This is a genomic window from Streptomyces sp. NPDC044061, from assembly GCF_056434305.1.
Map to the genome: position 1 here is coordinate 1 of NZ_JBWKFL010000030.1, position 17,950 is coordinate 17,950.

17 protein-coding genes are annotated in these 17,950 nt (G+C 70.0%); 13 read left to right on the plus strand and 4 right to left on the minus strand.

All coding sequences use genetic code 11. The features are described from left to right. Window positions 1–999: 999 nt before the first annotated feature. From AC07CM_RS35995 to AC07CM_RS36015, 5 genes are read left to right on the plus strand one after another with little or no spacing between them, the layout of a single operon-like run. A complete protein-coding gene (locus AC07CM_RS35995) occupies window positions 1,000–1,896 on the plus strand; it encodes a TauD/TfdA dioxygenase family protein (RefSeq protein WP_478880782.1) in 897 nt (298 codons plus the stop codon). Next, a complete protein-coding gene (locus tag AC07CM_RS36000; protein WP_478880692.1) occupies window positions 1,893–2,786 on the plus strand; it encodes an ABC transporter permease in 894 nt (297 codons plus the stop codon). The genes AC07CM_RS35995 and AC07CM_RS36000 overlap by 4 nt, the downstream gene beginning before the upstream one ends. Then, window positions 2,783–3,514: an ABC transporter ATP-binding protein gene (locus AC07CM_RS36005; protein WP_478880693.1), complete on the plus strand. Its 732-nt coding sequence runs from the start codon at window positions 2,783–2,785 to the stop codon at window positions 3,512–3,514. Before AC07CM_RS36000 ends, AC07CM_RS36005 begins: the two co-directional genes overlap by 4 nt. A gap of 43 nt (window positions 3,515–3,557) precedes the next feature. Continuing rightward, window positions 3,558–4,610, plus strand: coding sequence for an ABC transporter substrate-binding protein (locus tag AC07CM_RS36010; RefSeq protein ID WP_478880694.1), 1,053 nt, complete (start codon window positions 3,558–3,560; stop codon window positions 4,608–4,610). Window positions 4,611–4,648: 38 nt separating this feature from the next. Beyond that, window positions 4,649–5,977: an LLM class flavin-dependent oxidoreductase gene (locus AC07CM_RS36015; RefSeq protein ID WP_478880695.1), complete on the plus strand. Its 1,329-nt coding sequence runs from the start codon at window positions 4,649–4,651 to the stop codon at window positions 5,975–5,977. A gap of 328 nt (window positions 5,978–6,305) precedes the next feature. Here AC07CM_RS36015 and AC07CM_RS36020 read toward each other — a convergent pair whose 3' ends face one another. Beyond that, window positions 6,306–8,027, minus strand: coding sequence for an MFS transporter (locus AC07CM_RS36020; protein WP_478880696.1), 1,722 nt, complete (start codon window positions 8,025–8,027; stop codon window positions 6,306–6,308). A 54-nt stretch (window positions 8,028–8,081) separates the two neighbouring features. Next, the gene (locus AC07CM_RS36025; protein ID WP_478880697.1) at window positions 8,082–8,525 is read right to left on the minus strand and encodes a MarR family winged helix-turn-helix transcriptional regulator; all 444 of its coding nucleotides are present in this window, start codon (window positions 8,523–8,525) and stop codon (window positions 8,082–8,084) included. Between the two features lie 344 nt (window positions 8,526–8,869). Between AC07CM_RS36025 and AC07CM_RS36030 the strand changes: the two genes are divergently transcribed. The 3 genes from AC07CM_RS36030 to AC07CM_RS36040 all read left to right on the plus strand — a co-directional run bounded on the left by AC07CM_RS36030 (window position 8,870) and on the right by AC07CM_RS36040 (window position 10,781). Beyond that, the gene (locus tag AC07CM_RS36030) at window positions 8,870–9,169 is read left to right on the plus strand and encodes a hypothetical protein (RefSeq protein WP_478880698.1); all 300 of its coding nucleotides are present in this window, start codon (window positions 8,870–8,872) and stop codon (window positions 9,167–9,169) included. Between the two features lie 241 nt (window positions 9,170–9,410). After that, window positions 9,411–9,707, plus strand: coding sequence for a helix-turn-helix domain-containing protein (locus tag AC07CM_RS36035; protein WP_478880699.1), 297 nt, complete (start codon window positions 9,411–9,413; stop codon window positions 9,705–9,707). A 150-nt stretch (window positions 9,708–9,857) separates the two neighbouring features. Next, window positions 9,858–10,781, plus strand: a complete 924-nt coding sequence (locus AC07CM_RS36040) for an MBL fold metallo-hydrolase (protein WP_478880700.1) — start codon at window positions 9,858–9,860, stop codon at window positions 10,779–10,781. A gap of 56 nt (window positions 10,782–10,837) precedes the next feature. Here AC07CM_RS36040 and AC07CM_RS36045 read toward each other — a convergent pair whose 3' ends face one another. Next, window positions 10,838–11,503: a TetR/AcrR family transcriptional regulator gene (locus AC07CM_RS36045; RefSeq protein WP_478880701.1), complete on the minus strand. Its 666-nt coding sequence runs from the start codon at window positions 11,501–11,503 to the stop codon at window positions 10,838–10,840. Next, a complete protein-coding gene (locus tag AC07CM_RS36050) occupies window positions 11,500–12,795 on the minus strand; it encodes a PucR family transcriptional regulator (RefSeq protein ID WP_478880702.1) in 1,296 nt (431 codons plus the stop codon). Before AC07CM_RS36050 ends, AC07CM_RS36045 begins: the two co-directional genes overlap by 4 nt. A gap of 188 nt (window positions 12,796–12,983) precedes the next feature. On the opposite strand from AC07CM_RS36050, the gene AC07CM_RS36055 reads away from it, so the two are divergent. Genes AC07CM_RS36055 through AC07CM_RS36075 form a run of 5 tightly spaced genes read left to right on the plus strand, consistent with a single transcriptional unit; the run spans window position 12,984 to window position 17,848 of the window. Then, on the plus strand, window positions 12,984–13,742 hold the full coding sequence (locus AC07CM_RS36055; RefSeq protein WP_478880703.1) for an ABC transporter ATP-binding protein: 759 nt from the start codon (window positions 12,984–12,986) through the stop codon (window positions 13,740–13,742). Continuing rightward, window positions 13,739–14,533 carry an ABC transporter ATP-binding protein gene (locus AC07CM_RS36060; RefSeq protein ID WP_478880704.1) on the plus strand — a complete coding sequence of 265 codons (795 nt, stop codon included), beginning with the start codon at window positions 13,739–13,741 and terminating at the stop codon, window positions 14,531–14,533. Before AC07CM_RS36055 ends, AC07CM_RS36060 begins: the two co-directional genes overlap by 4 nt. A 5-nt stretch (window positions 14,534–14,538) precedes the next feature. Beyond that, window positions 14,539–15,420 carry a branched-chain amino acid ABC transporter permease gene (locus AC07CM_RS36065; RefSeq protein WP_478880705.1) on the plus strand — a complete coding sequence of 294 codons (882 nt, stop codon included), beginning with the start codon at window positions 14,539–14,541 and terminating at the stop codon, window positions 15,418–15,420. Beyond that, window positions 15,417–16,565, plus strand: a complete 1,149-nt coding sequence (locus tag AC07CM_RS36070) for a branched-chain amino acid ABC transporter permease (protein ID WP_478880706.1) — start codon at window positions 15,417–15,419, stop codon at window positions 16,563–16,565. Before AC07CM_RS36065 ends, AC07CM_RS36070 begins: the two co-directional genes overlap by 4 nt. 5 nt (window positions 16,566–16,570) lie before the next feature. After that, window positions 16,571–17,848, plus strand: coding sequence for an ABC transporter substrate-binding protein (locus tag AC07CM_RS36075; protein ID WP_478880707.1), 1,278 nt, complete (start codon window positions 16,571–16,573; stop codon window positions 17,846–17,848). Window positions 17,849–17,950: the final 102 nt, after the last annotated feature.

Here is a 17,950-nt window from a genome sequence, read left to right on the forward strand (position 1 = left end):
ACCGACCAGCTGCTCGGCCAGGTGTGGCAGTCCGTCGCCCGCCTGCAGGAACACCCCCCCCCCCCCCCCCCCCTACCCACCCCCCCCCCCCCCCCCCCCCCCCCCCCCCCCCCCCCCCCCCCCCCCCTGCCCCCCCCCCCCCCCCCCCCCCCCCCCCCCCCCCCCCGGGCCGGCCCGCCGCGGGAGGCTGTGTCCGTGCTGCGGCCGCTCTCCGTCACGACCACAGAACGCGCTTGCGGAGGAGCGGCTGTCCGGCGCGGCCGTACGTCCATCGGTTCGGTGGTCGCGTGCACTGCCGATGTACGGCTCGCTGATGCGCACCGCGTCGTCGCCGAGTCCCGCAGCGGCGGAGACGGTCTCCGCGTCCGCAATGCAAGACCCTTCCAGGAAGTTCTTGACCAGCGCGGCAGACCTCTGCTGAACTCCCGTCTCATGAACCCGCTCGTGGCCCTCACTCGGCGGCGCCACATCGATCTGGCGCACGTCTCCAGTGCGTTCTGTTGTCGCTGAACCGGTAAGTGGTTCCCGTGGCGGCCGGTGCGCGCCGACGGTGAGCGTCGCGTAGACGCGGTGCACAGCCGCCCGTCATACGGTGCCGCTCTGTAGGACCGCCGTACACACCGCCTGAAGGTCTCCTTCTCCGGCTCTTCCGCACGTCTCGCCTCTCCGGTTGCGGGGAGAAGTGTGTACGGCACCGGGGCTCACACGGGCATGAAGTCTGTTCGAGCAGGTCGCGGACTTCATCGAAGGTCCGGCGAGCGGTCGGCCCGCTTCGGGGCGACACAACGACGGGGCGGCGGAACAGGCGCGGCGGTATTTGCCCACCCGTGGCCTGACCTGCGTCAGGTGTCCTCCGCGCAGTCATCCGGTCGCTCCCGTGCCGTGACCCTGACGACTCCCGAATCCGTGCCGGACCAGGCCCGCGAGTGCTCCGGTCTCCTCAACTCCTCGCCCCACAGCACCCGGTGGTGCGCCCGCTTCCTCGACAAGGACCTCCTCATGCCTCCGTCCATCCGCAAGCTGACCGGCCGCATCGGCGCCGTCGTCGAAGACGTCGACCTCACGGCTCCGCCCGACCCGTCGACGGTCAAGGCGCTGCGCGACGCCCTCAACGAGCACAAGGCGATCGTGTTCGATGACGTGAACCTCGACAATGCCGGCCAGGAGCGCGTGGCCGGGTGGTTCGGCGAGCTGACGACGGCCCATCCGAACGTGCCGGCCGCCGACGGCACGACGAACGTGCTCGCCGTCGACAGCGAGACGTCCAAGGCCAACGAGTGGCACACGGACGTCACCTTCGTGGTCAACCCGCCGCAGGTGACCACACTCCGGTCCATCGTGTCCACGCCCTACGGCGGCGAGACACTCATTGCGAACGCCGCCGCGGCCTACCGCGACCTGCCCGAACCGCTGCGTGCCCTGGCGGACTCCCTGCGCGTCGTGCACACCAACCAGTACGACTACGCGCGTCCCGGTCCCACCTCGGCGCTGAGACAGGAGTACGACCGCGTCTTCGTCTCCACGCCGTACGAGGCGGAGCACCCCGTCGTGCGGGTGCATCCGGAGACGGGCGAACGCGGGCTGTTCATCGGCGGGTTCGCCAAACGGATCGTCGGCCTGTCGAGCAGCGACTCGGCCGATCTGCTGCGCATCCTGCAGGCGTACGTGACGCGCCCGGAGAACATTCTGCGTTGGGCATGGTCGCCCGGCCAGCTGCTGATCTTCGACAACCGGATCAGCCAGCACTACGGAGTGGACAACTACGACGACCACCCACGCCGCCTCAACCGGGTGACGGTCGCGGGAGACGTGCCGGTCGGCGTCGACGGCCGCCGCAGCGAACAACTCGTCGGCGACGCCTCGCACTACACCAGCGTCCTGGAGTCAGCAGCGTGACCGAGATCCGCCTCACGGCGCCGGCCGTCACCAAGAGTTCGGACACCGAGACGACGAGCGTGCGGGAACGCGAGGTGTTCCTCCCGCGAGACGTCCGCCGCCGGACACCGTTCAGTACGCTCCGCGAGCGCCTGCGCTGGCCGCTCGGGATCTACACGACCCCGGTCGTGATCCTCGTCGTCTGGGAGGTTCTCGCGCGGGCCGGCGTGCTTGCGAAGACGTACGCTCCGGCACCGACCTCGATCGTGAAGTCCGCCGCCGATCTGTGGCAACAGGGCGTACTCGGCCCGGATCTGGCCATCTCGTTGCAGCGGGCCGGCATCGGTCTCGCGATCGGTCTGACGGTGGGCATCCTCAGCGGTGTGCTCGGCGGTCTCCTGCGCAGCGGTGAGTACCTGTTCAACGGCGTCGTACAGGTCCTCAACACGATCCCGCTGCTGGCTGTGCTGCCGCTGATGATCGTGTGGTTCGGCATCGACGAGCTGACGAAGGTACTGCTCGTCTCGTTCGGGGCCGGTGTCCCGATGTATCTCAACCTGTTCGCGGCGATCCGAGGTGTCGACCAGCGGCTGATCGAGATGGCGCGGACGACGGGCGCGGGCACGTGGCGCATCGTGACGCGGGTGCTCGTGCCGGGAGCCCTGCCGGGGTTCCTCGTCGGCCTCCGGTTCTCCCTCGCGTACAGCGTGCTGGGCCTCGTCGCCGCTGAAACGGTCAACGCCGACAAGGGACTCGGCTTCCTCATCACTCAAGGGCAGACCTACCTGCAGACCAACCAGGTCTTCGTGGGGCTGGTGACCTACTCGCTCCTCGGCCTGCTCGCCGACCAGTTCGTCCGGGTACTCGAGCGGGTGCTGCTGCGGTGGCGTCCCGGTTATGAGGTGTCATGAGCAGCACGTTGGCGACGAAGCTCCGCCGGCAGACCGGGGTGGCCATCGAGCAGGTCGTCCGTCGGTTCGGTGACCGGGTCGTGCTCGACCATCTCGATCTCACCGTCTTCGGCGAGGAGTTGGTGATCCTGCTGGGCCCCTCCGGCTGCGGCAAGAGCACACTTCTGAGGCTGCTCGCCGGACTCGACCGCCCCGACGGCGGGCGTGTGGAGGTCCCGGCGAGGCGAGCGATCGTCTTCCAGGCCGACCGACTGCTGCCGTGGCAGCGTGTGCTGCGCAACGTCACGCTGGGCCTGCGCGGGCCCGACGCGGAGCAGAGAGCTCGCGATGTGCTGGCCGAGGTCGGACTCGCGGGCCGCGAGAAGGCGTGGCCCAAGGAACTCTCCGGCGGCGAGGCCCAGCGGGTGTCGCTCGCAAGGGCGTTGGTCTCGGAACCCGAACTCGTACTCCTCGACGAGCCGTTCGCCGCTCTCGACGCGATCACGCGGCTGCGCATGCACGACCTGGTGCGGGCGCTGCGGAGCAAGCATCACGCCGCCATGCTGCTCGTCACCCACGACGTCGACGAGGCGATCGCGCTGGCGGACCGCATCGTCGTCATGAGCAACGGACGGATCGGAGCTTCACACGACGTCCGGCTCTCCGCAGCGGACCGCGAGGCGAGCGTCGCCCGCGAGGAACTCCGCGCCCGGCTCCTGGCAGACCTCGGCCTCGCCGGCCAGCACTGACTTCCCCGAACACCCTCACCCAGCACAGAAAGCACGACATACCATGCGCAACAGAACCAGCGGAATCATCGGCACCATCGGCGTACTCACCCTCGCGGGCACCCTCGTCGCCTGCGGGTCGGAATCGGACACCGCCGCACCGCTGAGCAACGCCGCCGACACGAGCTACGCCAAGCACCCCGAGTGGAACAAGTACACCTTCACCATCGGCGACAACGGCGGTGACGGAAGCCAGGCCCTGGCGAAGATCACCGGAGTGTTCGACAACGCGCCGTACAAGGTGAGGTTCGCCCGCTTCACCTATGGCCCGCCGCTCGTGCAGGCCGCTGCCTCGGGCGACATCGACCTGGGCAGCGTCGGCGACGTACCGCCGATCACCGGAGCGGCGAAGGAGTACGGCTTCAAGATCGTCGCCGTCAATCGTTCGCTCACGCCCGACCAGGCCGTGGAGAACATCATCGTGCCCAAGGGCTCGAAGCTGAAGACGGCTGCCGACCTCAAGGGCAAGAAGATCGCCGTTCCGCAGGGCAGTTCGGCACACGGTCTGGCCCTGAACGCGCTGAAGAGCGTCGGCCTCACCCCCAAGGACGTGCAGCTGGTCTTCCTCGACCCGGCGGCCGCCGCGACGGCGTTCAACACCGGAAAGGTGGACGCCTGGTCGATCTGGAACCCCCAGTCGGCGATCGCGGTCAAGAACGGCGCGCGGATCCTGGTGAAGGGTCTCCCGCCCATCGACCAGACGAGCAGCTACTACGTCGCGAGTGACAAGTCGCTGAACGACAAGAGCAAGCGGGCGGCTCTCACTGATGTCCTGAAGCGGCTCTCGCGGGAGTTCGCCTGGGCGATCAAGCACCCGGACAAGTACGCGCAGGCGCTTTCGCAGGAACAGGGCATCCCTCTGGCCGATGCCAAGGCGTCCCTTGCCGCCTACTCGAACCGGGTGACTCCGGTGCAGAAGTCGGACATCGAGCTGGAGCAGAAGCTGGCCGACGCCTTCCTGGAGGCAGGACAGATCACCAAGAAGGTCCACGTCCCGTCGATCACCGACAACCTCCTCCCGGCCGGTTACGACAGCTCAAAGCTGAAGTTGGGCTGAGCCAGACCGTCATCCCGGACACTGAAAGGAGAGCACACGTGAGCGAGAGAAGACGCCGGCTCCACCTCAATGCCTTCCTCATGGAGGCGGGCCACCATGAGGCGGCGTGGCGGCTCCCGCACAGCAACCCCCGAGCCGACTTCGACCTGCGGCACTGGATCGAGCTGGCGCAGCTGGCCGAGAGCGCCAAGTTCGACTCACTGTTCCTCGCGGACGGCCCGGCGATCACCGGCACCGGTGAGTTCCGGCCGCCGGGCCAGCTCGAACCGCTGACCCTACTGACCGCGCTGTCCCAGGCGACGAGCAGAATCGGCCTCATCGCGACCGTGTCGTCGACGTACAACGAGCCGTACAACCTCGCCCGTCGGCTCGCCTCCGTCGACCACGTGAGCGGTGGCCGCGCCGGCTGGAACATCGTCACCTCGGCAGGGGCCGACGAAGCAGCCAACTTCGGCCTCGACGACCGCCCCGGCCACGCCGAACGGTACGCCCGGGCCGACGAGTTCCTGAGGGTGGCCAAGGCGCTCTGGGACAGCTGGGATACCGAGGCCGTCGTCGCGGACAAGACCACAGGGCGCTACGCCGACCCCGCGCGGCTGCACAGACTCGGCCATCGTGGCGAGTACTTCAAGGTGGCCGGTCCGCTCAACGTCCAGCGTCCTCCGCAGGGCTACCCGCTGCTCGTCCAGGCCGGTTCCTCCGAAGACGGCAAGGACTTCGCGGCCCGGCACGCCGAGGCGATCTTCACCGCCCACACGACGTACGAGCGTGCCGCTGCCTTCTACGCCGACATCAAGGCACGGACCTCGGCCGCGGGGCGTGACCCGGACGGGGTGATCGTGCTGCCGGGTATCGTCCCGTACATCGGATCGACCGAGGCGGAAGCACGCTCGCTTGCACGGCAGTTCGACGAACTGCGCATCCCCGAGTACGGTCTGCGCCAGCTGGCCGCGGTCTTCGAGACCGATCCGTCGGTGTTCGAACTCGACGAACACCTTCCGGATTTCATCCTGGCGCGGCCGAAGCTGGAAGGATCGCAGAGCCGTTCCGATCTGATCATTGAGCTCGCCGCTCGCGAAGAACTGACGGTGCGGCAGATCATCTCCCGACTGGGCGGCGGGCGCGGTCACTTCGAGCTCGTCGGCACCCCTGAGCAGATCGCCGACACGATCATCGCCTGGTTCGAGGGCGGAGCCGCCGACGGGTTCAACATCATGGCACCCGCCCTGCCGTCGGGCCTTGCGACCTTTGCGGAGCAGGTGCTGCCGATTCTGCGCGGCGAGGGGCTGTTCCGCGAGGAGTACGAGGGCACGACCCTGCGCGAGCACTACGGACTCCCGGTCCCGGGAAACCAGTTCCATGCCTGACCCGCACGCGGCTCCCGCCGCGCACCCGCTCCCGGTTCTCGGCGATCGGTCCGTCGTTCCGGTGAACGGGTGCGGTGGCTGCCGTCTTCCCGAGGTTCGGGGACGAGCAGGTCGGCCGGCAGGAATCCGACGGGCCCTGTTGCACGTACCAGGCGCGGCGCCGCATGGTGCCTGCACGGGTGCGCGGCTGATCACCCGGCGACACGTCGACTGCTGCCGCATCTCCGCGGTGCCGTGGCTGGCCACTCAGCCGCCACGGCACCCTTGTCGGCGTCTCTGCCAAGAGCCGTGCTGGGCGAGCTGGCCCGAAACGGTCTCGCGGAGCGGGCTAGTGCGCGCCGTCGCGCAGTTCCGTGAGGGCGGCCGTGGTCAGGTGCCGGGGCGCCTGGTCGGCGTGGACGAGGACGACGGTGCATGTGGCGGTGTGGGTCAGGGCGGTGGTGAGGCTGCCGTCGGCGAACTGGGCGAGGGGACCGCGCGGTGAGCGGCCGACGGCGACGGTCCGGGCGTGGACGTCCGCGGCGTGCCGGGCGAGGGCGCGTCCCGCGGCGGCGTGGTCGCCGACACTGGTGAGGACCTTACCGGTCGCGGCGATCCCCTGGGCGGCGAGCCGGTCGAGATGGGCGGTGACGGCCGCCCGGGCCTGGTCGGCGGTCTCCGTGTCGACGGCCTGCTCCTCGGCCACCGCCGTCTGCTGGACGTGGACGACCTCCAGCGGACTGCCGGCGTCGCGTGCGACGCGGGCCGCGGCGTCCACGATGGCGGCGGCCCTGTCGTGGGCGCCCACGGCGACGATGACCGGGGGCGCGTCGGTCGCGGCCGGAGCGCCGACGGCGATGAGCGACGGCGTCACGGGCTCGCTGTCGCCGGTGTGCGCCTCCGCCTGTCGCAGCAGCCGGTGGCCACTGGCGAGGACGGGGATGGCGAGCACGAACGTGGCGGCGCCGACGTAGAAGGGGACGCTCAGGTCGGTGGCGTCGGCGAGCTTGCCGGCCACGTAGGGGGCCAGGCCGCCGCCGATGAACCGTAGGAAGCCGTAGGCAGAGGAGGCCACGGGGCGCTCGACGGGGGAGACGAGCATGACGGCCTGGGTCGTCAGGGTGTTGTTGATGCCGATGAAGGCACCGCTGACGATGACCGCGACGATCACCACGGTGGGGCTGCCGACGCCGGCGGCGATGACTGTCATCACGATGCCGAGGCCCAGCAGGTTGGCGTAGAGGACCGGGGCGGTGCCGTAACGGGCCTGCAGGCGCGGGGCGAAGAAGACGCTGAAGGCGGCCACCAACAGGCCCCAGCCGGTGAAGACCAGCCCGAGTTGGTGGGCGCTCAGCCTCATGGGGTACGGCGCGTAGCCGAGCATGGTGAAGAAGCCCCAGTTGTACAGCAGGGCCATGATGCCCATGGTCAGCAGACCGCGGTGACGCAGAGCCCTGAGCGGGGCGATCGGCGAGGTGCGGCGCTCGGGCGTGGGCAGCGAGGGCACGAAGGCGAGGGTCGCCACGAGGGCGACGGCCATGAGGACGGCGACGCCGAAGAACGGACCGCGCCAGCTGATGGCGCCCAACTCGCCGCCCAGCAGGGGGCCCACGGCGATGCCGAGACCGAGGGCGGTCTCGTAGAGGATGATCGCGCCGCCGAAGCCGCCGCTCGCGGAGGCGACGATCACGGCCAACGAGGTGGCGATGAAGAGGGCGTTGCCCAGGCCCCAGCCTGCGCGGAAGCCGACGATTCCGTTGATGGAACCGGAGGCACCGGCCAGGGCGGCGAAGACGACGATGACCGCCAGGCCTATGACGAGAGTGCGCTTCGCGCCGAACCGGCTGGAGAACCAGCCGACGATCAGCATCGCCACCGCGGTGACGATCAGATAGCTGCTGAACAGCAGGGACACCTGGCTGGGCGAGGCGTGCAGACTCTCGGCGAGAGCAGGCAGGATCGGGTCGACCAATCCGATACCCATGAAGGAGATCACGCAGGCGAACGCCACGGCCCAGACCGCCTTCGGCTGTCTGAAGGGGCCGGCAGTCTTTCCATGCGGTGCACTCATTACCGCTTTTCTCCAGTCGTGTCGCAACGGGGACAGAGATGCCGACGGGGTGGATCAGGCACGCACGTGGCGGTCCTGGATGACGCGGGCCAGGGCCGGGAGCGCGATCCCGACCGCCTGCTGCTCCGGCTCGGTCAGCTCGTCGATCAGCTGCCGAAGGGCGTGCGCGCGCTCGGACCGCCGCTCCCGGAACACCTCGAGCCCGATGTCGGTGGCCTCCACCAGCACGCCTCGGCCGTCGGTGTGGTCGGCGGTGCGCCGTGCCAGCCCGGCACGCTCCAGGCGGGTGACGAGCTGGGTCATGTTGGGCTGCGAGACGTTCTCCGCCCGGGCCAGTTCGGTCAGTCGCTGCGGCCCTTCACGGCCGAGCCGGCCGAGCACGGACGACGCCGCGGTGCTCAGGCCGCCGGCCGTGGCGCTCTGGCGCACATGGCGGACCAACTGCTCGACCGCGATCATCAGGTCCTCGGCGGACGCACCCGCTGAGGGAGGGTCCATAACCCGCTTATGCATAAGCGCATTATGCATCTATGTGTAGCATGCAGCAATCTCTTGGCGGCTACGCCGGCGGCCTTGGGGCGAGCTTGGCCCCGCCCGGCCGGAAACAGCAGGGCCGCAGGGGGTGGGGTGCTCAGCTCTCGCCACCAAGCCCGCCGACCGGGACTGACGGCAAACCCGTCGCCCAGGCTCGGGAAAGGTCATGTCCCGGCCGGAGGCCGCCGTTCGGATCACCTGAGGCGGCCCTTCAGGTGATTGCCGTGTGCCTCGTGAACCGGGCAGCACCGGCAGGGGTACGACGTCTGAGCGGAGGACGAACCCGGAACCCCGTAAGGAGCTTGGCGATGTACGCTGCAGTCCGGCGGTACGAAGGCGTGACCGATCCGGCCGAGGCGGGACGCCTCGTGAGCGAGGGGTTCGTTCCGCTCATGCGCCAGGTCTCCGGCTTCGTGGCCTACTACTGGCTCGATGCCGGGGACGGAGTGATGGTCTCGACCAGCGTCTTCCAGGACGAGGCCGGTGCCGAGGAGTCGATCTCGAAGGCAGCGGAGTTCGTGCGGGACAACCTTGCGTCACTGCTCCCCAATCCTCCCCAGGTCGTGGCCGGGGAGGTTGTGGCTTCCGCATGGCAGGGTTCGGACTAGCCGCGAGGTACTGAGCCTGACCCGGCGTCGGCTGATCCGCCTGCTGACTGATCAGATGAGACTACAGAAGCCCACGGCTCCGACCAGGTCGGAGCCGTGGGCTTCTGCAGTCGTCGGTTCAGGTCTGCATGCCGGGGTGCATGTCGCGCGCTCGTGGACCCGACAGGATCGGGCACAGGATGTCGGGTCCGGCAGGGTGGTTCCTTCCTGACGTGAGTGATCGACAGGGAAGGGGACCGGGATGCTGGAGCGGCTCAACCAGGCCATGGAGCAGATCGAGTCCCATCTGGATCAGCGGATCGACGTGGCCGATCTCGCGCGCATCGCAATGACGTCGGAGTATCACTTCCGTCGGCTGTTCTCTGCGCTGGCAGGCATCCCGCTGTCGGAGTACATCCGCCGCAGACGGCTGACCGTGGCGGGCGCCGAAGTGCTCGCCGGTGAACGGACGCTGCTCGACGTCGCCATGCGCTATGGCTACAGCTCGGCGGCGCGGGTTCATACCCGGGCCGCCGACCCGGTATCCCTTCTGGGCTGAGGGGGCTTTGCGGACGTGGAACGAGCTGTCGGTGCGGTGGCCCTCGCCCACGCCCCAGCTGGACGACGCTGCCGACCATGCCGCGGCCGGCCCGTGAAGCCGCGGCAACCCCCTGTCGCCCATCCGCGTGCGACAGGTCAGGATGCCGGTATGAGAATGCCTCTCGGTCGTCCGAGCCTGCGTCCCTATCTGCCGTACAAACAGCCGCACATGACGAGCGACGACGACGGGCTGGTCGCTCACTTCCTGGGCACCAGTTCCGTTCTCCTGTCGGACGGGGAGACCTCCGTGCTCAGCGACGGGTTCGTCACCCGGCCGGGGATGCCGCGCGTCGCCATGGGCAGGATCGCGCCCGACCCCTCTCTCGTGCGCGCCGCGATCGGCCGGCTGCGGGTGCCGAATCTGGCCGCGGTGATCTGCGCTCACTCCCATTACGATCACGCCCTCGATGCGCCGGTGTGGGCCCTGGAGACCGGCGCGGAGCTCGTCGGATCGCCGTCCACCGCGAACATCGGCCGCGGCCTGGGAGTGCCGGAGTCGTCCTTGCGGGTGGTCGCGGACGGGCAGACCGTCTCCTACGGCCGCTTCGAAGTCACCTTCCTGGAATCCGTGCACAGCCCCGGCGACCACTATCCCGGCACCGTCGACCGGCCCCTTGTGCCACCGGCCCGCGCCGGCGCATGGAAGACCGGCACCGCCTACAGCGTGCTCGTCGCCCATCCGAGGGGCCGCGTGCTGCTGCATGCCAGTGCCAACTTCCGGCCCGGCATCCTGCGTGGCCGGTCCGCCGACGTCGTCTATCTCGGCATCGGAAACCTGGGCAAGCAGCCCGCCGAGTTCCTGCACGCCTACTGGGACGAGGTCGTGGCCGCGACCGGAGCCCGCCGGGCCGTCCTGGTGCACTGGGACGACTTCTTCGTCGGTCTGCACCGGCCCCTGAGGCCGATGCCCTACTTCCTGGACGACATCGACGCCACGATGAACCGGCTGTTGCCGCTGGCCCGCCGCGACGGTGTCGACGTCGTCCTGCCCGTCGCCTGGCAACCGAGCGCCCCTCTCGCCGGCCTGTCCTGACGTCGATGGCGTCCGGAGCCTGGGGCGCCCCGCCTCAAAGGCACGCGCCGGGCGTCTCAGCCAGGCGGTGTCGACAGATGGACGAGGATTCCGCACACCTCGTCCACTATCTCCCCGGCCTCCGTCTCGTCCCGGCAGTCGCCCAGCTCGCGCGCCGCCCCTCCGATGACGGTGGTCAGAACGCTCACCCGGACCCGGCCGGCTCGTTGACGCTCGTCCACCTTCAACAGCCGTGCGTTGCGCCGTACCCACGCGCGGTCCCACTGGCGGCGCAGCGCGTCGAAGCCCGCCGGGCCGTCGTCCTCCGCGATCAGCCTGGCGAGGCGCCGGTTTTCCCAGGCGCCCCCCAGATACGCCCTGGCACCTGCCACGAAAAGAGCGATGGGGTCGTCCACGCCACGGTCACGCTCGGCGGTCAGCGTGGCCGCGGTCCGGTGCTCCTGTTCCTCCCGGAACTCCTCCCACAGGGCCAGGTACAGCCCTCGCTTTCCGCCGTAGTGCTGGAAGAGGGTGCCTGCCGGAATGCCGGAGCGTGCCGCGATCTCGCTGAGGCCGGCGTCGGTGTAACCGCGCTCCGTGAACACCGCCAGCGCGGCGTCCAGCAGCGTGCGCCGGACCGTTCGGTCCTGCCCGGCGGGGGCAGTCGGCAGGCCCATGCGCCCCTGCTCGCCCGGCAGTTGACGTGCCGCCTCCGTCCCGGCGGACTCCACGATGCCGCTCACCGGCAATCCTCACTTTCCCCGGCCCCGTCGCGGATGGCGAGGGCGACCAGTAGTTCCAGCAGGTCGGCGATCCGGCGCGGATTGCGGCCGGTGCGTTCCTCGATCCGGCGCAACCGGTAGTGCGCCGTGTTGTGGTGCACCCGCAGTCGGTCGGCGGCCAGCCGCAGATTGAGGTCGGCCTCCGCGAAGGCCCGTATGGTGGTGGCCAGCGTGTCACCACGTCCGCGGTCCTCCTCCAGGAGCGCCCGCACGCGGGGATCGACCAGCTGGCGGGCGAGGTCGTCGGCGCGCAGCGCCAGGTAGTCGAAGGGTGACAGGCGCGGCAGCGCCGCCACCCCGCCCCCGTTCGGCACCAGGTCGAGAGCGGCCCGCGCCTCCTCGTAGGCGCGCGGCAGTTCGGACGCACCCCGGGCGACCGTGCTGATGCCCATGCAGAGCATGGTCCCCTCCCGCGCCAGCCGCTCCTGCACGGCCTCGAAGTGAGCGCATATGTCGTCCGCGTCCATGCCGGCCCGGAGGACGGGTACGGCCACCACCTCGCCATGGCGCACGACGACCAGGGTCCGGCCGGCCCAGGGACCGGCGACGCTGATCGACGCGCTGGTGGCATACCCGTTCTCGGCCGAAGCGGAGTCGCCCGTGCGTGTGTCGCCGACGCACACCGCCACGACCGCCATCATTGGCGAGCGAGGTCCCAGGCCGTACGCCTGCGCCGCGGCCAGCAGCGGACCGCGCGTCGGTGCCACGCCCGCCAGGAGCTGGTCCAGGAGATCCCTGCGCTCCCGATCCGCATCCGCGACCACGTGCTGCTGGTACTCGACGTATGCCTGCGCGGCATGGGTGCTGGCGAAGTCGACGTACCGCATCAGTGGCGTGACGAGGGACAGCGCGGCCTGCTGGGCCTCGGCGGAGGTACCCGCGCACTCCAGCAGCGCGTCCCACATCACCTGCCGGCCGACCCGGAAGGCGCTGATCCAGTCCTCCAGGGCGAACCCCGCGCGTGCTCGGCGCATGGCTGCCGCGCGGCTGAAGACCAGGTCTTCAGCCGCGATGTCGCGGTCGCCCGCGAGCGCTGCCAGCTGCATCCGGTAGTGCTCGAGCACCTGCTCGCGTACGTCGTCGAAGAATCGTTCGTCCTGCAGCGCGTACGACGGGATCTCCGCGCGCATGACCTCGACGGCGGTCTCCGCCACCTCCTCGACCCGGTCGTGGACGGCGTGCAGGATCCGCCACCGCTCCCGAAGGAGCGGCTCGGAGAGCTGGGGAGTGCCCAGAGGAGAACCGCGAGGCATGGCGCCGATCGTCGCTGCCCGCCTCGTGCTCCGTCAACAGGCCCGGCGTGAGACATCTCCCGGCACCTGTGCGCGGCGCACAGTCCGGTGACCGGGAAGTTGGGTGCTCACACCCAATGTGCGCCTGGAACGCCCCCACCTACTGTGACGCTCGCCCACCCCCCAGCACGTCGGAAGGGGCGTCACTCATGCTCGCGGTCGAAGGTATCACCGTGCGCTTCGGCGGGATCACGGCACTGGATGGTGTCGCGTTCACCGTCGAGCCGAGCAGCGCCGTAGGGCTCATCGGGCCGAACGGAGCCGGCAAGACCACCTTGTTCAACTGCCTCACCAGGCGCTGCACCCCCGACGGGGGATCCGTGCGGTTCGAGGGCGAGGACCTGCTCGCTCTCCCGCCGCACGCCGTGGCCGGTCGCGGCATCGCCCGCACCTTCCAGAACCTCGGCCTGTTCCCGCAGCTCACGGTCCGGGAGAACGTCATGGTCGGCGCCCACAGCCGGGGGCGCACCGGACACCTCGCCGCGGCGCTCCGGCTGCCCCGCGTCCGGCGGGAGGAGAGGGAACTGCGTGACCAGGCGGACGATTTGCTACGGCGGCTCGACCTGGCGGAGGTCGCCGACCACCCCGCCTCCGGGCTGCCGTTCGGCACGCTCAAACGCGTCGAACTCGCGCGGGCACTCGCGGTCCGGCCCCGACTGCTGTTGCTCGACGAACCCGTCAACGGGCTCAGTCACGGCGAGGTCGGCCAATTCGCGGATCTGGTCCGCTCGGTGCGCCAGGACTTCGACCTCACCCTCGTAGTGGTCGAACACCACATGGGGTTCGTGATGGGCCTGTGCGACAAGGTGGTCTGCCTCGACTTCGGCCGCAAGATCGCCGAGGGCGCGCCGGAGGAGATCCAGCGCGACCCGGCGGTCGTCGAGGCGTACCTGGGGGTGACCGCGTGAGCGAGCCCACCGAGATCGAGGCGGCAGCGGAGGCGGACTTCCTGGCGGTCTCCGGCCTGCACGCCGGATACGGCCAGGCCCGCGTGCTGCAGGGCCTCGACTTCTCCGTCGCCCGCGGCGAGGTGTGCGCGATCCTCGGGCCCAACGGCGCGGGCAAGACCACGACGCTGCGGGCGCTGTGCGGCATGGTCCGCGGCCGTGGCTCGGTCACCCTGAACGGTACGGAACTGCTGGGGCGCTCGCCCGAGCAGGCCGCCCGGCTCGGTGTGGCGCATGTACCCGAGGGTCGGGGCACCTTCAACGACCTGACCGTCGAGGAGAACCTGCGCATCGGCGCGCACCTGCGCACCGGTCTCCGGCGGCGGGGTCGTGCCGAGCGTGCGGTCGTGGCCGCCGACCTGGAACGGATCTACGGCTACTTCCCCAAGCTGCGCCAGCGGTCGAGTCAGGCCGCCGGCAGCCTCAGCGGCGGGGAGCAGCAGATGCTCGCCATCGGCAGGGCGCTGATGCTGCGGCCCTCGTTGCTCCTCCTGGACGAGCCGTCCCTGGGGCTCGCTCCGTTGGTCACCCGCGAGCTGTTCGAGATCGTCCGTGCCGTCAACGAGGAGGAACGCACCACCGTGGTCGTCGTCGAGCAGAACGCCCAGCTCGCGCTGGACATCGCGCATCGGGCGCACGTACTGGAGGCCGGCCGTCTGGTGCTGTCCGGACCGGCTCAGCAGATCCGCGAGGACGGGCAGGTCGCCGAGGTGTACCTCGGTGTTTCCGTCCTCTCGCGGAAGGCCGGGTGAGCGCCGTGACCGATCTTCTCCAGCAAGTGGTGGAAGGCCTTGGCTCCGGCGCGGTGTACGCCAGCCTGGCGCTGGCCTTGGTGCTGATCCACCGGTTCACAGGGATCGTCAACTTCGCGCAGGGCGAGCTGGCCATGCTCGCGACATACGTCGCCTGGCAGCTGGTGGCGTCCGGGATGCCGTTCTGGCTGGCGCTACCGGTCACCCTCGCGGTGTCCTTCGCCGGCGGCATGCTGGTCGAGCGGATCGTCATCCGGCCCGTGCAAAGCGCGCCCGAGCTGACGGTGGTCATCGTCACCGTCGGCCTCTTCATCTTCGTCAACGCGCTGGCCGGCCTCATCTGGTCGTTCACCGTGAAGGACTTCCCGCAGCCGTTCCCCGACGGCGGCATCGACCTGGCCGGGGTGCGCGTGGACTGGTCGACGCTCGGGATCCTCGGCGTGGTGGCCGTCGTGATGGGCCTGCTGTACCTGCTGTTCCAGCACACCTCCATCGGCCTGGTGATGCGGGCGGTCGCCTGCAATCCGGCCTCCGCGCGGCTCTCGGGCATTCGGGTGGGCCGGGTGCTGATGCTCGGCTGGGGGCTGGCCGCCACGGTCGGCGCGGTGTCGGGCGTGCTCGTCGCCCCGGTGCTGTTCCTGGAGCCCAACATGATGGGCGGGGTGCTGATCTACGCGTTCGCCGCGGCCACCCTGGGGGGCTTCGACAGCCCGGTCGGTGCGGTCGTCGGCGGCCTGTTCGTGGGCGTCGCCGAGACGCTGACCGGGGCGTACGTGGACGTGATCGGTGAGGATCTGAAGGTCGGCGTCCCCCTGGTGATCATCCTGGCGGTGCTGCTCGTGCGGCCTCAGGGTCTCTTCGGACGAGCGGCGGTGGAGCGCGCATGAGCACGATCGTCGCAACACTCGGCACGGACAGCGCCCGACGGCTGCGGGCCGCGCTCACCGTGCTGCTCGCGACGGCAGTGGCCGTCGGCGCTCCGTTCTACTTCGCCCCCTTCCAGGTCTTCCAGCTGACCATGGTGCTCCTGTACGCCGTGGCGCTGGCCGGCCTGAACCTCCTGGTCGGCTTCGGCGGGCAGATCTCGCTCGGGCACGGCGCGTTCTTCGCGGCGGGGGCCTACACGGCGGCTGTCATGCTCGACCGGTACGGCACCGGCCACCTGGCCACGCTGCCGGTAGCGGCCGCCGGATGCTTCCTGCTGGGCCTCGGGTTCGGCGTGCCCGCGCTACGGCTGCGCGGGCTGTATCTGGCCCTGGTCACCCTCTCGTTCGCGGTGTTCCTGCCGCCCCTGCTCAAGCGGCTCGAACCGGTGACGGGCGGCTCCATGGGCCTGACCGTGGACAAGCTGCGGCCGCCCTCATGGAGCGGGCTGGCCGAGGATCAGTGGACGTACTTCGTCGTCCTCGCCGTCACCACGGTGGCGCTGCTGCTCGCCCGCAACCTGCTGCGGTCCCGGATCGGCCGGGCCCTGCGCGCCGTGCGGGACAATGAGAGCGCAGCCGAGGTCATGGGCGTGCGGCTGTCGCTGCACAAGACCCTCGCCTTCGCGTGGAGCGCGATGTTCGCGGGTGTGGCCGGGTGTCTGTACACCTGGGTGATCGGCTTCGTCTCGCCCGACTCCTTCAGCTTCGTGCTGTCCATCACTCTGCTGGCCGGCCTGGTGGTCGGAGGGCTCGCCTCGCTGTACGGACCCCTGCTGGGCGCGGCGTTCGTGATGTACGTGCCGAGCGTGTCCCAGGACCTCAGCGAGGCGGCACCGGGAGTGGTGTTCGGCCTGCTGATCATCGCGGTGATGTTCGTGGCCCCGACAGGACTAGCCGGTCTGCCGGGCCGTGTCCGGGGCGCTGTCGCCCGCCGCCTGCCGCGCCCCACCGCCACCCTCGACCGGGGGCCCGAGACCGAATCCGCACCCGATGCGCGGCCGGAGTCTCAGGCCGAAGCCGGACCGTCCGCGACCCTCAACCCCGCGGACCGCGCAGTTGTCGCCGCCGAACCCGTGGGCGCACCGCCCCGCACGGAAAAGGAATGAATCACATGCGCAAGACCACCGCTCTGCGGGCGGCCGCGGCCGCCACCGCCGCCCTGCTCACCGCGACCGCCTGCAGCAGCCAGCGAGGGCAGGACGCCCAGGACACCGCTGCCGGTGGCGCCTGCAAGGGCCAGCAGACCACCGGCATCACCGACAAGACCATCAAGCTGGGCGGGATCTACCCGCTGTCGGGACCCGCCTCCGCGTACGGCACGATCAGCAAGGGCGTGGCCGCCTACTTCAAGTACGTCAACGACAAGGGCGGCATAGACGGCCGCAAGGTGCAGTTCGTCGTCCGCGACGACGGCTACCAGCCGCCCAAGGCCGTCGAGGAAGCCCGCAGACTCGTCGAGCAGGAGAAGGTCTTCGCCGTCTTCCAGACCCTGGGCACCCCGTCCACGGCGGCCGTGTGGGACTACCTCGACAAGCAGAAGGTGCCGCAGCCCTTCGTCGCCACGGGTGCGTCCGTCTGGGGCACGGACGACAAGCACCCCTGGACCATCGGATGGCAGCCCAACTACGTGGCCGAGGCCCGGGTGTACGCCAAGTACCTCAAGGACGCGAAGCCCAAGGCCAAGGTCGCGGTCCTCTACCAGAACGACGACTTCGGCAAGGACCTGCTCGGCGGGTTCAGGAACGCCGTCGCCGGCAGCGGCATCAAGGTGGTCGCCGAGGAGAGCTACGAGGTCACCGACCCCTCTGTCTCCGCACAGATGGCGAGCCTCGCCCGTTCCAAGGCGGACGTGCTGCTGGACGTCACCACTCCGAAGTTCGGCAGCCAGGCCCTCGCCGCCGACGCCAAGAACACCAAGTGGAACCCGCTGCACATCGTGAACAACGTGGCCTCGTCGGCCGCCGTGCTCCAGCCCGTCGGGTTCAAGAACGTCCAGGGTGTGGTCTCGGCGACCTACTTCAAGGACCCCGCCGACCCGCAGTGGGCGAACGACCCCGAGATGAAGACCTACACGAAGGCCATGCACAAGTACGCCCCCGACGCCGACCCGGCCAACCAGTTCAACGCCTACGGCTGGGCCGTCGCCTCCAGCCTGCACAAGGCCCTGGACGCGATGAAGTGCCCGACCAGGGAAGGTCTGCGGGAGGCGGTGCGCAACCTGCACGACGTGAAGGTGGGCCTGCTGCTGCCCGGGGTCACCATGTCCACGGGCCGCGGCGACGCCTTCCCGATCGAGACGATGCAGCTGATGCGGTTCAAGGGTGAGCGGTGGCAGCTGTTCGGCAAGCCGGTGGACACCCGCAAGGAGTTCGGTCCGCTGACGAAGTGAGCCGGCGGGGGGGGGGCCCCGGTGGGGGGCCTTGTTCTTGGGGGCGTCCCCCCCCCCCCCCCCCCCCCCCTCTCCCAGAGAGGTTCCCCCCTCTCCCCCACA

Excerpts from the sequence above, each read along its gene's own strand:
- AC07CM_RS36075 (WP_478880707.1), top strand. The coding sequence starts at position 16,571 with ATGCGCAAGACCACCGCTCTGCGGGCGGCCGCGGCCGCCACCGCCGCC.
- AC07CM_RS35995 (WP_478880782.1), top strand. The coding sequence starts at position 1,000 with ATGCCTCCGTCCATCCGCAAGCTGACCGGCCGCATCGGCGCCGTCGTC.
- AC07CM_RS36010 (WP_478880694.1), top strand. The coding sequence starts at position 3,558 with ATGCGCAACAGAACCAGCGGAATCATCGGCACCATCGGCGTACTCACC.
- AC07CM_RS36050 (WP_478880702.1), bottom strand. The coding sequence starts at position 12,795 with ATGCCTCGCGGTTCTCCTCTGGGCACTCCCCAGCTCTCCGAGCCGCTC.
- AC07CM_RS36005 (WP_478880693.1), top strand. The coding sequence starts at position 2,783 with ATGAGCAGCACGTTGGCGACGAAGCTCCGCCGGCAGACCGGGGTGGCC.
- AC07CM_RS36070 (WP_478880706.1), top strand. The coding sequence starts at position 15,417 with ATGAGCACGATCGTCGCAACACTCGGCACGGACAGCGCCCGACGGCTG.
- AC07CM_RS36035 (WP_478880699.1), top strand. The coding sequence starts at position 9,411 with ATGCTGGAGCGGCTCAACCAGGCCATGGAGCAGATCGAGTCCCATCTG.
- AC07CM_RS36055 (WP_478880703.1), top strand. The coding sequence starts at position 12,984 with ATGCTCGCGGTCGAAGGTATCACCGTGCGCTTCGGCGGGATCACGGCA.
- AC07CM_RS36030 (WP_478880698.1), top strand. The coding sequence starts at position 8,870 with ATGTACGCTGCAGTCCGGCGGTACGAAGGCGTGACCGATCCGGCCGAG.
- AC07CM_RS36040 (WP_478880700.1), top strand. The coding sequence starts at position 9,858 with ATGAGAATGCCTCTCGGTCGTCCGAGCCTGCGTCCCTATCTGCCGTAC.
- AC07CM_RS36025 (WP_478880697.1), bottom strand. The coding sequence starts at position 8,525 with ATGGACCCTCCCTCAGCGGGTGCGTCCGCCGAGGACCTGATGATCGCG.
- AC07CM_RS36020 (WP_478880696.1), bottom strand. The coding sequence starts at position 8,027 with ATGAGTGCACCGCATGGAAAGACTGCCGGCCCCTTCAGACAGCCGAAG.